Genomic DNA, 14,705 nt, shown 5'->3' with positions numbered 1-14,705 from the left:
GTGCTCAGACAAAGCGCTCCAGCATAAAATCAATCAGCAAACGCACCCGGTGCGGCATGTTCTGGCGGTCGCGGTAGAGCATCTGGCACCCCCGTGGCTGGTTACTCCAGTCAGGCAGTATCTGCTTGATGACGCCACGTTCAATCAAGGGCTGGGCGTGGTAGTCGGGAATCATGCCGATGCCTATCTCGTCTTTGATGGCTCGGGTGAGCACCGAAATATCGTCCACTTCCAGCCGCGGCTGCTGAGGTACGTGCGTAAAGGTATCGCCGCTCTTGAGGTTAACCATGGCCCAGCGGGAAATGGGCTGACAGATGATCTGCGGTAGCTGGCCCAGCTCGGAGGGATGCCTGATGCCGTCGGTGTTGAGGCTGACTGGAGCGCACACCAGAAAGCGGATATCGACCAGTTGCCTGCCGACCCAGTGTTCTGCGGTATGGTCTCCGACCCGAAACGCCACATCGATGGCGGCCTCTTCAATATCTATCTGACGGTTGTCCAACCGCACATCCAGCTGAATGTCGGGGTACTGGCGCAAAAATGCGTTGAAGTGGCTGGCTAGCACATGGCTGCCAAAATTCACCGGCGCAGCCACCCGTATACGGCCTTTGGCGTGGTGGTTGTCTGTGTGCAGGCTGGTGGCGATGTCGTCGAGTTCATCGAACAGGTGATGGCATCGGTCGAAGTACAGTTGTCCGGTTGATGTCAGCTGTACCCGGTGGGCGTCGCGGTTCAGCAGCCGCAACTTCAGGTCCTGTTCCAGTTTGGCAATGCGACGGCTGAGGGTGGAGTGAGGCACGTTGAGCCAGTCGGAAGCCAGTTTGTAGCTGCCGAGGCGAGCCACCGCGCAAAAGCAGCGCATGTCGTCCAACGAGTAAGTTGGTTTCATTTTTGAAATATGATGTTTTGAAGTTGTCTATTTATTCCGAATTTGAAATTAATACACTGGCTTCCTTGAAAATTCAATGAATTACTGGAGGTCAAAATGAGCCGATCACCCAATATCACGGCGGTTTGGTTGCTGTTGCTGTGTGCGTTTTTGTGGGGAGCCAGCTTTCCGGTGGGCAAGCACGCGCTGGGTGAAATACATGCCCTGACGCTGGTGCTGTGTCGCTTCGGCTTGGCGTCACTGTGTTTGTTGGCCTTGATGCGTTTGAAGCGCATCGCCATGCCACGCCTATCGCTGCGTCAGTGGAGCTGGGTGTTGGCAGTATCGCTGGTGGGCGTGGGTGGTTTGAACCTGGGCCTGTTCACCGGTCTGGCGCAAACCGAAGCAAATAATGGAGCGCTGATTATGGCGCTGAGTCCGTTGGCAACCATGCTGATCGCCAGTGTGGCCCAGCGTCGTTGGTTGACTGGCTCACAGGGGTTCAGTCTGTTGGTGTGTCTGACGGGGGTGCTGCTGGTGCTGACCAAAGGCGACTGGCAGCGGTTGATGGGTTTTGAGTTCAACCACGGCGACAAGATGATCCTTGCCGGTATGTTGTGCTGGAGCTTTTATACCTACCAGAGTCAGGCCATTGGCCGTTGGATGCCGATGATTCCCTACACCACGGTCGGCATGCTGGCGGGCGTTGCTGTGATTGGCACCGCCACCCTGTTCAGCGCCGAGGTTCACCCGCTGCAAGAGCTGCAAGCCGCGTCCGGACTGGTACTGGCCGACGTGGTCTTTATTGGCATTATGGCGACGGTTGGGGGGTATCTGTTGTGGATCGCCGGGGTCAAACAGCTGGGGGCTGCCAATGCCTCGTTGTTCTTCAACTTTGTGCCGGTGTTTTCAGCACTGACGGCGCTGGTGTTTGGTCAGACGGTGACGGCCTTGCAGGTGTTAGGCATTGCCATTGTAATTGCCGGACTGCTGCTGCCGCGCTTGTACGCCAGTGTGGTACGGCCGCGTAGCGCTGAAACTGTGCTGCAATAACGGGATCTTGTCTGGTCGTTACGGTAAGGTGCGTCTAACGGGTTATTCACGGACGCTCGTTGCTTGCTGGCCAGACACTCTTTAAAGGAAAGTAAGTAAAGGAACTCCTGATAGTAAAGATTCACTAACCGGGCTGTGTTGTTACGCAGACCGGGTTGGTGAATCAGATGCGCCCGGCAATGGTTTTACATGTTGTCTCTTTTGCCGAAGTTGTTGTTGTGCTGTTGTGAAAAAAATTGCTACTGACGGCGTTGTGTTCTCAGGGAGCCGTCCCCTGTCTGGAGTCTCGCGCTGGTTGCTGGGGCTGGTTTGTTCGGCCTGTTGTGTGATGGCGGTGCAGGCCTCGGAGCCTGCTTCATCTGATGTTGAACAGTCCGGTGTTGAACAGCCCGGTGTTGATCCGTCTGTTATTGCACAGGCGTCTGCTCCACTGGTATTGCAACTGACGGTTCTGAATCCCCGTCCCAACCCGGCCTGGCCGCTGCTGGACGATGCCAAGCTGGAGCCCTTGCGGCCGCCTCCGCCACCGCCGCCGCCGGTGATCATCAAAAAACACCTGATTGAGTCCGGCGATACGCTGGAGAAAATCTTTCGCCAGTTTGATATTTCCTACAACGATCTGCACGGCGTGCTACAGGCGGATGAAGCCTATCTGGTGGTGGATGTGATTCGCCCGGGCAGTGAGCTGATTTTTGAGTTCTCGCCGGAAGGCGCATTTCAGGCGATGTCCTTACGGCCTGAAATCAACCGGCTGGTGACTTACCGACGGCAGGACGATGGTTTTGTATACAACGAAACCATCACCCCTACCGAGTGGAAGCAGCACGTGGTGCGGGCGGATGTGAAACACAGCCTCTATGCCACCATTCTGGAAACCGGCCTGTCGGACCGCGATGCCATGGAAATCACCAACCTGTTGGGGAATAAGGTGAATTTCAAACGCGAACTGCGCCAGGGTGACATGTTTGATGCGGTGATCAGCGACGAATACATGGGCGATCAGGCCACGGGCAGCCGCCGTCTGGACGCCATCAAACTGACCGTGCGCGGTAAAGACCACGTTGCCATCCTGTTTGACGACGGCAACTACTACGACGATCAGGGCAACAGCCTGACGCCAGCCCTGATGCGTTACCCGACCAAACGCCGCTGGCGCATCAGTTCGTCGTTTAACCCGTTCCGCCACCATCCTATTACCAAGCGGATTTCACCCCACAACGGCACCGACTTTGCTGCGCCGATTGGCACGCCGGTACTGGCAACCGGCGACGGCATTGTGACCCGGGTGGTGAAACACGCCTACGCCGGTTTGTACGTGGTGATTGATAACGACGGTCCGTTCAGCACCCGTTTTCTACACCTCAGCAAGGCGCTGGTGAAACGGGGACAACGCGTCAGCCGTGGCCAGAAAATTGCCCTGTCGGGTAACAGTGGCCGTTCGACCGGTGCCCACCTGCATTACGAACTGCACATCAACGGCAAACCGGTAAACCCGATGACAGCGGAGATCCCGACGCTGGTCACCGTCGCCAAGAAAGATCGCGATGACTTTGAACAGCTAGTGGCCAATTACATGCCGCAGTTACAGCGTCAGGCGGGTTTGTTGGACTCTGGCGAGGGCTGATCTACCCTCGCTTTACTGGCAGCGCTTAATCGGCTGCCAGCCACTTATCCCACAGTGCCATTACTTGCTGGCGGCGCTGGTCGAAGCGCAGCCGTTCTACGGTGGTCTGATCGAGTACCAGATTCTGGTTTTGCAGCGCCCGGCGGTGGGTTTCGGCGCGGTAGGCCAGATAGATTTCCTGCAGGGTTTTGCGGGCTTCGGTGTCCAGTAGGCCGACCTTTTCAAAGGCGTCCAGCAGACGCATGTTGTCGGTAACTTGCAGCAGTTCCGGGTGTTGGTGGGCCCAGTTCAGTACGCCGTATTGCACCAGAAATTCAATATCCACAATGCCGCCAGCGTCCTGCTTGAGGTGGAATTGGTCTTCGGCTTTTTCGCCCAAATTGTCGCGCATTTTCTGGCGCATCTCGCGCACTTCCCCTCGCAAGGTGTCGCTGTCCCGGCTGCGGGTCAGGTTGTCGGCGCGGATGGCGAGGTATTCATTGGCCAGCTGGGCATCGCCACAGAGTACCCGGGCACGCACCAGTGCCTGATGTTCCCAGGTCCAGGCGTGTTCTTGTTGGTACACCTCGAAGGCCTTCATGGTGGCGACGATCATGCCGGAGTTGCCGGATGGCCGCAGTCGCATGTCCACTTCGTACAGTTCACCGTTACGGGTGGTGGTGCTGAGGATGTGGATCATCCGCTGGCCCATGCGGGTGTAGAAGACGTTGTTGTCGATGCTGCGCTGACCGGCGTTTTTATCCGCCAGCGTTGAGCCCATGGCGTAGCCGCCGTTAAGGAACACCAGATCGAGGTCGGAGCTGTAGCTCAGCTCCAGACCGCCGACCTTGCCATAGCCGACCACCAGAAACTCCGGTTGGGTAACGGCTTCCTTGTCTTTGGTTGATGGGAAGCCGTATTTCGCCACCATTTGCTGCCACGCCAGTTGCATCACGCATTCCAGCGACACTTCGGCCAGCCAGGTGAGGTAGTCGGAGATTTTCATCAACGACAGTGCGCCGACCACTTCCGAGGCCGCCGCGTGCAGTTTGTGGGCGTGATTAAATTGACGCAGTTGCTCCATTTGCTGCTCGAGGTCGTCTTCGGGAATGCGCAGTAAGGTCAGCCGCAGTTCTTCTTCCAGCTCTTGTCGGCTGGGCAGACGATAGAGGTTGGCCGGGTTGAGCAGTTCGTCCAGCAGCAGCGGCATGGCGGTGATGTACTGAGCGACCCACTCCGAGGCGCAGCAGAGTTTCACCAGCTGGGTGCGCGCAGTGGGATTTTCTTTCAGCAGTACCAGATAGGAGGTTCGACGCAGCACGGCTTCCAGCAGCGGGATCACTCGTTTGAGGGTGGAAACCGGCGCCGGACAGCTGCTGAGTTCTTCCAGCAGCAATGGCATGAAGGCTTCCAGCCGGTCGTGGCCGATGGCCTGCATGCTGAGTACCGCGCGGGAGTCGCGGAACTGGTTGATCAGTTCGGCAAATTCGTCGCTGAGCATTTCCGGGTAGCGGTCTTGCAGTCGCTCACGAACGTCGGCAGCGAGGTCGCCATGCCAGAGGTCGACCCAGGTGTGGTCGATTTCCTGTTCGTCAGGATCGCTGTCTTCGCCACGAACGATTTCGGCAAAGTGGCTTTTGACGGCGGCCCGGTGCTGATCGAGGGCGGTCATAAAGCTGGCCCAGTCATCAAAGCCCATGGCCAGCACCAGCCGCGCCTGTTCCAACTCATCGGCTGGCAGCATCTGGGTTTGTTCGTCGTTGAGGGCCTGCAGAGCATGTTCAACGTCACGCAGGAACAGGTAGCCGGACTTCAGCTCGGCGACCGCTGCGGCAGGCAGATAGGCGGACTGGTGCAGAATATCCAGCATTGGCACCAGTTCGCGGTTTTGCAGTTCTTTTTCCTGGCCGCCACGAATCAGCTGAAACGCCTGTACGGTAAATTCGACTTCACGAATGCCACCGGGGCCCAGTTTGATGTTGTTGTCGAGGCCACGACGGCGCACTTCGGCATTGATCATGGCTTTCATGGAGCGCAGCGATTCAAATGCGCTGTAGTCGATGTACACCCGATAGGTAAAGGGCCGCAGGATCGATAGCAGTTCCTTGGCGGCGGCGGTTTTCTCGCCGGTCATGATGCGGGCTTTCACCATCGCATAGCGTTCCCAGTCGCGGCCCTGACTCTGGTAGTACTCTTCCATGGAGTCGAAGTTCATCACCAGCGGGCCACTTTGGCCGTAGGGCCGCAGGCGCATGTCGGTACGGAACACAAAGCCATCGATGGTTTGGTTATCGAGCGCGGCAATCAGCTTTTGCCCCAGCTTGATAAAGAACTCCTGATTGCTGAGGTCGCGTCTGCCATTGGCATCACCTGTGGTGGCACCGGATTCGGGGTAGCAAAAAATCAGGTCGATGTCGGAGCTGAGGTTGAGCTCGTAGGCGCCGAGCTTGCCCATGCCCAGTACCAGCAGCCGTTGTTCGGTTTTGCTGTGTTTGCCAATCGGTTGGCCGTGGCGGTTGGCCAGCTGCTGGTGGAAGTAGTTGATCGACTGACAGACGGTTTCATCAGCCAGATCGGACACCGTGCGGGTGGTGGTCAGGGTGTCGGCAATGCGCAGCAGGTCGCGCCAGATGGTTTGCACCATCACCCGTCGACGCAGTACCCGCAGGGCTTTCAGCCAGTGGTCTTCGGTTGGCAGAGGGTTGGGTCGGGTGTCGGGTAGGGCATCGGGCAGGTTGTCTGGGTCGCTGAAATCCGCTGCTGTCAGCTGGTTCAGTTGCTGGCGGATGGCAAGACGATCCAGTGGCGCGCTGATGGTGTCGGTTTGAATGGCCTGGCTGAACCAGTCGGCGTCTCGAGGCAGGGCATCGACGACGTATTGGCTGACCAACAACACAGTTTGCAGGCGCTGTTGTTGCGATTCCTCTAACGACTGCCAGAATACCGGCCAGTCGAGATTGAAGCGTGCGCCGGTGTCGGTCAGTTGCTGCTGTATCTGGTGCCAGCGGTCAGTCATCAGGGGCTGCATAACGGGATCACTTTGTTCATCTGCGGTCTGGTTAGTGTAAACCTCCGGGCTTGCGGCTGCATGATCTGGTCTGCACTTGTTGGCCAGCTTGCTGTCACAGCCTCGACGATTCATGTTCAGTTTCATGTTTGTTCTTTTTATTCACCAGTACACGGGCACAGCGAACCATCACCATGGCAGGTAAATCCAAATCCGACGGGACTTCCTCAACCGGCAAAAAAGCGCCTGCCAAGGCAACGAGCGCTGGCTCTAAAGCCTCTGGGGCCAAAAAAACAGCGGCATCCAAATCGACCGGCGCCCAAAAGCCGGCGTCCGCGAAGCCGTCCAAATCATCGACGACTACCAAGTCTTCAAAAGGAGGCGCTTCGTCCAAGCCGCCCACATCGTCCACCCCCGCAAAGCCGTCCAACCCCGCGAAGCCATCCAAATCAGCAAAAGGTAAAGCCGGTTGGCTGCGGCGCATCTGGTCGATCGGTTGGAAGCTGGGGCTGGTGGGCGCTCTGGTGCTGGGTGTCTGGATGGTGTTTCTGGATGCTCAGGTACAAAAGCAATTCGACGGCAACAAGTGGACACTGCCCGCCCGGGTGTATGCCCGTCCGTTGCTGTTGTATCCGGGCAAGCTGCTGCCGCCGGAACAGCTACAGGCCGAGCTGCAATGGTCAGACTACAAACCACGTAACTCATTGGCCAAGCCGGGCAGCTACCAGCGCAGTGGTCATCGCTGGCGCATTCACCGTCGCTCGGTGAATTTCTGGGATGGCCGCGAAGCCGATGCCCTGATTGAACTGACGCTCAGCAATGGCCGGGTCGACCGCCTGTTTGTGAACGGCTCGGAAGAGCCCCTGGTGCGGTTGGAGCCTCAGTACGTTGGCGGTATTTTCCCGGCCCATCACGAAGACCGTGAGCTGGTGACGTTGGCGCAGGTGCCACAAACCCTGACCGATGCGCTGGTCGCTACCGAAGACAAAGCCTTCTACGACCATTTTGGTATCTCTATTCGCGGTATTGCCCGCGCCATGGTGGCCAACGTTCAGGCGGGGCGTTTTGTGCAAGGCGGCTCAACCCTGACCCAGCAGCTGGTGAAAAACTTCTTCCTGACCCAGGACCGCACGCTGGCTCGTAAGGCACAGGAAGCCCTGATGGCGATCCTGCTGGAGCTGCACTACAGCAAAGAGCAGATTTTGCAGGCCTACCTGAACGAGGTGTATCTGGGTCAGGCCGGTCGCCGGGCCATTCATGGGGTGGGTTTGGCGTCACGGTTCTATTTTGGCAAATCGGTGGAAGAACTGAATCTGGCCGAGGTCGCCACCTTGGTGGGGCTGGTGAAAGGGGCGTCTTACTACAACCCGAAAAGGCACCCACAGCGGGCACTGGAGCGCCGTAATCTGGTGCTGGAGTTGATGCGTGATCAGGGCGCGATTACCGATGCCCAGTACGTTCAGGCCTCGAATACGCCGATGCAAACGGCGGACAGCACCCGCGCTAGTCAGCGTGAGTATCCGGCCTTTCTGGAGCTGGTGCGGCAGCAGTTGCAGCAAGATTACCGTCAGGAAGACCTTGAAACCGAAGGCCTGAATATTTTCACCACCCTCGATCCCTGGTTGCAGCATGCGTTGGAAACCAGTGCCGAGCAAAACCTCAATACCATCGAAGCCCAGCGTCCGACTCTGAAAGGCAAGCTGGAAACCGCCGGGGTGTTCACCAGTGTGGACGGCGGCGAAGTACGCGCCATGATTGGCGGTCGGGATGTAGATTTCTTTGGCTACAACCGCGCGCTGGACGCCCGCCGCTCGATTGGCTCGTTGGCCAAACCGGTGGTGTATCTGTCGGCCTTGCGGACCGGCCGTTATCACTGGGGCACGCTGGTGGACGACAGCCCGGTGACGGTGGCCGGACAAGACGGTCAGCTGTGGCAGCCGAAAAACTACTCGGGGCAGAGCCACGGCATCTTGCCGATGGTCGACGCTTTCAGCCATTCCTACAACCACGCAACCGCCCGACTGGGCATGCAGGTGGGATTGGAGCCGGTGGCCAAAACCTTCGGATTGCTGGGACTGAAGCGCAAGGTGCCGCCGTATCCGTCGGTGCTGCTGGGGTCGATTGAATTATCGCCGTTTGAAATTGCCGGGGTGTACCAGACCATCGCCGCCCGTGGTTTCCAGATGCCGTTGCGGGCGGTCGAAGCGGTGACCACCAACAGCGGCGAAACCCTGTCGTCCTACGCCATTGATGGCAAGCAAACCCTGCCAGCAGAACAGCTCGACTGGCTGCGATATGGCATGGAACAGGTGGTAGAACAGGGCACCGCCCGACGTTTGAAAAACACATTCAACGGCCCGCTGGCGGGTAAAACCGGCACCAGTGACGACCAGCGTGATGCCTGGTTTGCCGGTTTCGACGACCGCTATCTGGGAGTGGTGTGGGTGGGGCGTGATGACAACCAGTCGATGCCGTTGGCCGGTAGCTCCGGTGCCTTGCCGATCTGGCGTTCGGTGATGCAGCAGGCGGGCGTTGAACCGCTGCAACCCACTGGCCTGCCACAAGTGCCGGTGGATGATGCTGGCGAAATCCTTCAGGATGGCTGTGCCGGGCGCATGATGCCGATGCCCGAGTCTGCCATTCCCGCAGACCGGTTGGCGTGTGGTGATAGCGGCGGCAGTAAAAACAGCAAACGCGGAGGATGGTTCGATTGGTTGTTCTGACACACACAGCAGGGAAAACCCACATCACAGGCACTGGGTCACTGACCCGGGCCACAGCCTTGACCGCTTTACTGCTACTGGCAGGTTGCAGCTCGGTGCCAATGGACGATGGCAGTAAAGGCAGCCACAGCAGTGTGGACGACTTGCCCGCCTGGCAATACGGCGAATTGGCCCGGCTGGATGAAGGCAATCATCATCCGGCCATCAAGGCGCTGCTGACCCGCGCCCAGCGAGCCCGCGAAGCTGGCCAGTGGTCAAAAGTGATGAGTTATCTGGATCAGGCCCGCCAAATTGAACCGCGCAACGCTGCGATTTATTACCGTCAGGGCTGGACCAGCTTGCAAATGGGTCAGCCTGCACAGGCCGAACAACTGCTGCGTCGCGGTTTACTGTTCACCAGTGACACTGCGCTGCAACAGCGCATTAACCGTTTGCTGGCGCAGGCGCTGGATCAGCAGTAAGCGGGACGGGAAAAGAAAAAAGGGCCGGGAAATCCGGCCCATAAAGCGGGCTCTTGTGGAGCCCGGAGGGAAGTCAGAACAGACTTTCGCCTTCAGTTGCTACTGGCTTCAGTAGCGTTGTTTTCTGTTTCGACAGTGGCGTCTTCTTTTGCCCACTCTCTTAGTAAAAATTTCTGCACTTTACCGGTGGAGGTGCGGGGTAAAGTACCAAAAAGCACTCGTTTCGGAGCTTTGAAATGCGCCATGCTACTGCGGCAGTAGGCGACAATTTCCGCTTCGGTGAGGGTGACTCCATCGCGTACCTTGACGATTGCGCAAGGCACCTCGCCCCATCTTTCGTCCGGCCGGGCGACCACGGCAGCGTCTTCAATATCCGGGTGACGGAACAGCGCTTCTTCCACTTCGATGGAGGAGATGTTCTCACCGCCGGAAATGATGATGTCTTTCGAGCGATCCTTGATCTCGACGTAACCGTCCGGGTGCCAGACCGCCAGGTCGCCGGAATGGAACCAGCCGCCTTCGAAGGATTTCTCGGTGGTATGAGGATTCTTCAGGTAACCCTTCATGACGATATTACCGCGCATGACGATTTCACCAATTTCCTGACCATTGCGGGATACCGGCTCCATGGTGTCCGGATTCACCACCATCAGACCTTCCTGCATCGGTACCCGCACGCCCTGACGGGCCTTGAGGCTGGCACGTTCTGACATGCTGAGGTCGTTCCACTGATCTTTCCAGGCTGAGACCACGCACGGGCCGTAGGTTTCTGTCAGGCCGTATACCTGGGTCACGTCAAAGCCCAATTCTTCCATTTTCTGGATTACCGACGCTGGTGGTGGCGCACCGGCGGTCATGACCTTCACCGTATGTCTGAGGCCATCCAGCAAGGCTTTGTCGACCCCGGCTATCATGCTCAAAACGATTGGCGCACCACACAGGTGGTCGGCTTTTTCATTGACGATCAGTTTGACGATGTCGTCACCACGAACCGCTCGCAGGCAAACGCTGGTACCGGCAATGGCGGCCATGGTCCAGGGGAAGCACCAGCCGTTGCAATGGAACATCGGCAGCGTCCACAGATAGGTGGCATGGCCCGGCATATTCCAGCTCATGGCGTTGGAAGCGGCGTTCAGATAGGCGCCACGGTGGTGATACACCACCCCTTTGGGGTCGCCGGTGGTGCCGGAGGTGTAGTTGAGACTGATGGCTTGCCACTCGTCCGTGGGCAGGTGGTAAGGCGCTTCAGGATCACCCTCAGCCAGTAGAGCCTCGTAGTCGAGCTGGCCAATGGCTTTGCCTTCGACGGCCAGCGGGTCATTGATGTCGACCACCAGTGGCGGCTGATGCAGCATGTGCAGGGCTTTTTCGACCACCGGGTGCAGTTCGCAGTCGACCAGCAGCACCTTGGTTTCGGCGTGCTGGAGGATAAAGGCGATGGCCGGAGCATCCAGCCGGGTATTGATGGAGTTCAGCGTGGCGCCGCTCATCGGTACGCCGAAGTGGGCTTCAAAATGGGCTGGCGTGTTGGGTGCGATGATCGACACGGTATCGCCCTCACCGACGCCGCGCTGGCGCAGGGCGCTGGCCAGTCGACGGCAGCGCTGCCAGGTGTCGGCCCAGTTCTGACGCAGCTCGCCGTGCACCAGAGCGATGTGCTCCGGGTACACAAAGACGGCGCGTTCAAGGAAGGAAATCGGTGTCAGTGGCGCATAGTTGGCGGCCACGGCATCGAGGCTTTGCGCGTAGATATTTTGCATGGCATTTCCCCGTTTCTGATCCGTGAGGGTGGTTGGAATCACGCTTTACTGCGGTCGGCCGAAGCCCGAGGCAGGAAAGTTCTTGTGCATGAAATGGCCAAATTCGCCGACCACGCCACGGCGAAACGCCAGTACGCAGGTGACAAAAATAAAGCCCATGATGATGTGGATGTAGTTGCCCAGCTCGCCGCCCGAGAACAGCGTCGCAATGGCCACCAGAATGGCGGCGCCGACCACCGGACCAAACACGGTGCCCATGCCGCCCAGCAGGGTCATCAGCACCACCTCGCCAGACATATGCCAGTGAGCGTCGGTGAGGCTTTCGAGTTCGAACACCAGCGCCTTTGTGGCGCCTGCCATGCCCGCCAGCGCTGCCGAGATCACAAACGCCAGCAACTTGTATTGGCGCACGTTGTAGCCCAGCGACACGGCGCGCGGTTCGTTCTCGCGGATGGCGGTCAGAATCTGCCCGAACGGTGAATGAATGGTGCGGAAGATGATGCCGAAGCCGATCAGGAACACTGCCAGCACGAAGTAGTACATGGCGAGGTTGTCAGACAGGTCGATCAGCCCGAACAGATGGCCGCGGGGAATGCCCTGCATGCCGTTTTCACCACCGGTAAAAGGGGCCTGTAAATAGAAGAAGAACACCAACTGCGACAGGGCCAGCGTTACCATGGCGAAGTAGATGCCTTCGCGTTTGACCGACAACTTGCCGAACAGGAAGCCCAGTAGCGCCGATGCTGCGGTGCCTGCCAGCACGCCCAGCTCGGGGGTGATGCCGCTGTTGATCATCAGGTAGCCGGTGACATAGCCGCCGGTACTGAGAAAAGCAGCATGGCCAAACGACAACATGCCAACAAAGCCCAGCATCAGGTTGAAGGCACAGGCAAACAGCGCCAGACAGAGGAATTTCATCAGAAATACCGGGTAAATCAGCGCCGGGGCAAGCAGTGCTGCCAGCAGCAACAGCGCGCTGCCCAGATGTGGTTGCGACAGCGGCAGGCGCAGGCCTGCGGTCGCGCTGCGAACGAGAGTATTCATGGTCAGGCCTCCTTGCCGAACAGCCCGGCAGGTTTGAACAGCAGCACCAGTACCATCACCATAAAAATCACGGTGCTGGATGCCTGTGGATAAAAGTATTTGGTCAGGCCCTCGATCACGCCCATCGCCAGTCCGGTGAGGATGGCGCCGCCAATCGAGCCCATGCCGCCGATCACAACGATAGCGAACACCACAATCAGCAGGTTGGCGCCCATGTCTGCACTGACCGAATACACTGGCGCTGCCAGCACACCCGCGAGGCCCGCCAGGCCGACGCCAAAACCAAAGGTCAGCGAGATCATCACCGGCACATTGACGCCGAAGCCCTGTAACAGCTGCGGGTTTTCTGTTCCGGCACGCAGGTAAGCACCGAGGCGGGTTTTTTCAATCGTCCACCAGGTCGCCAGGCACACCACCAATGACACCAGAATGATCCAGCCGCGATAGGTCGGCAGGTACATAAAGCCAAGGTTGTTGCCGCCCTTGAGGGCGTCCGGGATCGGGTAGGACTGGCCGGATGAGCCAAACCAGTGGTTGAAGGCGCCTTGCAGGATCAGCGCAACACCAAAGGTCAGCAGCAGGCTGTAGAGGTGATCCTGACCGGCAATTGGCCGGATCAGGGTGCGTTCCATCAGGATACCGATGGCCCCCACCGCCAGCGGCACCAGTACCAATGCCAGCCAGTAGTTCAGCCCTAGTTGTTGTAGCCCTAGCCAGGCCAGAAAGGCGCCCAGCATATAGAGTGCGCCCTGGGCAAAATTGATGATGCGCAGCAGGCCGAAGATGATTGCCAGCCCGAGCGCCAGCAGCGCATAGAAGGAACCGTTGATCAGGCCGACCAACAGCTGCCCCAGCAGCGCAAAGACGTTGATTCCCAGTATTGTTGTCATGGTCTGATCCTCAAATGGGGCGACAGCATGGGCGTCGCCCTGGCAGTTGCTTATTTGAAGTCGCACTCAGGGATCATGGCGGCGTAGGCCTGATCTCCGGGGATCACGTTTTCAATCTCGTACAGGTCATTGCGGTTGCTGCGCTCGGCGGCGGTTTTTACCCGCACCTGATACATGTCGTAGGCCATGCGACCGTCGGCCCGCAGGGTGGCGTGGCGGGCGAACATGTCGTCCGGGGCGTTGGCTTTCATATGTTTCATCACCGTGGCACCGTCGTCTGTACCTGTGGCGGCCACGGCTTTCAGGTAATGCAGGGTGGAGGAATAGGCACCAGCATGAGCCATGGTGGGCACTGCGCCGTCGGTGCGTTCCATAAAGCGTTTTGACCAGACGCGGGTGGCCTCGTCGCGATCCCAGTAGAAGCCGGTGGTGAGGCGCATGTTGCCGATGATGTCGGCGTCGATAGAACGGGTGTCAGACGCGAAGACCAGCAGTCCGACCATGGTGGCTTGCTGGCTGAGGCCAAATTCACTGGCGCCCTTGAGCGAGTTGACGAAGTCTTTGCCGGCATTGGCCAGCGCTACTGCATCGGCGCCGGAAGATATGGCCTGCAGCACAAACGAGGAGTAGTCGGTGGTGCCCAGCGGTGCCTTGGCGGAACCCACCACGGTGCCACCGTTGCTTTCAATAATGCCGGTGGCGACGTTTTCCAGTGCGTGGCCAAAGGCGTAGTCGGCGGTTATGAAGAACCATTTCTTCTTGCCGGATTTCACCAGCGGTGACACGGTGCCACGGGCCAATGCCACCACGTCATAGGTCCAGTGGGCATTAAAAGGCGAGCAGGTTTTGGTGGTGAAGGTGTTGGACCCGGCACCGGAAATCAGGATTGGTTTTTCGGCGCTGTTGGCTACTTGCGCCACGGCACCCACCACCGATGAGGCCACCAGGCCGTTGATGGCATCGACCCCCTGGCTCTCGATCCACTCCCGTGCCTTGGCCGAGCCGAGGTCGGGCTTGTTCTGGTCGTCGGCGGAAATCACATCAATTGGTTGGCCCAGTACCTGGCCACCAAAGTCTTCCACCGCCATGTTGACGGCTTCGACGCAGTGTTTGCCACACAGGTCGCCATAGGGGCCGCTCATATCGGCCAGCACACCAAGGCGTACTCGGTCGTCACTGAGACTGGCCTGACTGGCCGGGGCACTGAGGGCGGCAAGGCCAAGGGCGCTACCGAGCACAACGGAAGACAGTGTGCGGGAGATTCGATCGTTCATGTAAAACCTCTTTTATTGTTAT

Annotated in this window: 11 protein-coding genes; 4 read left to right on the top strand and 7 right to left on the bottom strand. The window is 58.6% G+C overall.

The window, feature by feature from the left end; genetic code table 11:
* Window positions 1-4 precede the first annotated feature (4 nt).
* Complete coding sequence (locus tag G516_RS0100140) at window positions 5-889, bottom strand: LysR family transcriptional regulator (protein ID WP_028291924.1); 885 nt, start codon at window positions 887-889, stop codon at window positions 5-7.
* Between the two features lie 96 nt (window positions 890-985).
* On the opposite strand from G516_RS0100140, the gene G516_RS0100135 reads away from it, so the two are divergent.
* Entirely contained in the window at window positions 986-1,921 is a 936-nt protein-coding gene (locus G516_RS0100135; RefSeq protein WP_028291923.1) for a DMT family transporter, read from the top strand.
* 226 nt (window positions 1,922-2,147) lie between these two features.
* Entirely contained in the window at window positions 2,148-3,545 is a 1,398-nt protein-coding gene (locus G516_RS20395; RefSeq protein ID WP_156878907.1) for a peptidoglycan DD-metalloendopeptidase family protein, read from the top strand.
* Between the two features lie 25 nt (window positions 3,546-3,570).
* Here G516_RS20395 and glnE read toward each other — a convergent pair whose 3' ends face one another.
* Window positions 3,571-6,540, bottom strand: a complete 2,970-nt coding sequence (glnE, locus tag G516_RS20390) for a bifunctional [glutamate--ammonia ligase]-adenylyl-L-tyrosine phosphorylase/[glutamate--ammonia-ligase] adenylyltransferase (RefSeq protein ID WP_245582574.1) — start codon at window positions 6,538-6,540, stop codon at window positions 3,571-3,573.
* Between the two features lie 106 nt (window positions 6,541-6,646).
* A complete protein-coding gene (locus tag G516_RS24835; RefSeq protein ID WP_051218781.1) occupies window positions 6,647-7,015 on the bottom strand; it encodes a hypothetical protein in 369 nt (122 codons plus the stop codon).
* Here G516_RS24835 and mrcB point away from each other — a divergent pair.
* Together mrcB and G516_RS0100115 are read left to right on the top strand one after the other, a co-directional pair.
* The gene (gene mrcB, locus G516_RS20385; protein ID WP_036533906.1) at window positions 7,005-9,254 is read left to right on the top strand and encodes a penicillin-binding protein 1B; all 2,250 of its coding nucleotides are present in this window, start codon (window positions 7,005-7,007) and stop codon (window positions 9,252-9,254) included. The genes G516_RS24835 and mrcB overlap by 11 nt on opposite strands.
* A gap of 59 nt (window positions 9,255-9,313) precedes the next feature.
* Window positions 9,314-9,715: a tetratricopeptide repeat protein gene (locus tag G516_RS0100115; protein WP_169449478.1), complete on the top strand. Its 402-nt coding sequence runs from the start codon at window positions 9,314-9,316 to the stop codon at window positions 9,713-9,715.
* A gap of 92 nt (window positions 9,716-9,807) precedes the next feature.
* On the opposite strand, the gene G516_RS20380 is transcribed toward G516_RS0100115, so the two are convergent.
* Genes G516_RS20380 through G516_RS0100095 form a run of 4 tightly spaced genes read right to left on the bottom strand, consistent with a single transcriptional unit; the run spans window position 9,808 to window position 14,683 of the window.
* A complete protein-coding gene (locus G516_RS20380) occupies window positions 9,808-11,475 on the bottom strand; it encodes an acyl-CoA synthetase (protein ID WP_051218779.1) in 1,668 nt (555 codons plus the stop codon).
* 45 nt (window positions 11,476-11,520) lie between these two features.
* The gene (locus tag G516_RS0100105; RefSeq protein WP_084644762.1) at window positions 11,521-12,519 is read right to left on the bottom strand and encodes a branched-chain amino acid ABC transporter permease; all 999 of its coding nucleotides are present in this window, start codon (window positions 12,517-12,519) and stop codon (window positions 11,521-11,523) included.
* Between the two features lie 2 nt (window positions 12,520-12,521).
* Window positions 12,522-13,409: a branched-chain amino acid ABC transporter permease gene (locus G516_RS0100100; RefSeq protein ID WP_028291920.1), complete on the bottom strand. Its 888-nt coding sequence runs from the start codon at window positions 13,407-13,409 to the stop codon at window positions 12,522-12,524.
* Window positions 13,410-13,459: 50 nt separating this feature from the next.
* Entirely contained in the window at window positions 13,460-14,683 is a 1,224-nt protein-coding gene (locus G516_RS0100095; protein WP_051218778.1) for an ABC transporter substrate-binding protein, read from the bottom strand.
* Window positions 14,684-14,705 lie beyond the last annotated feature (22 nt).

Source organism: Oceanobacter kriegii DSM 6294, from assembly GCF_000422845.1.
Classification (GTDB): domain Bacteria; phylum Pseudomonadota; class Gammaproteobacteria; order Pseudomonadales; family Oceanobacteraceae; genus Oceanobacter; species Oceanobacter kriegii.
Note: the sequence above shows the minus strand (reverse complement) of the source record. Positions and strands in the feature narration are given on the sequence as shown.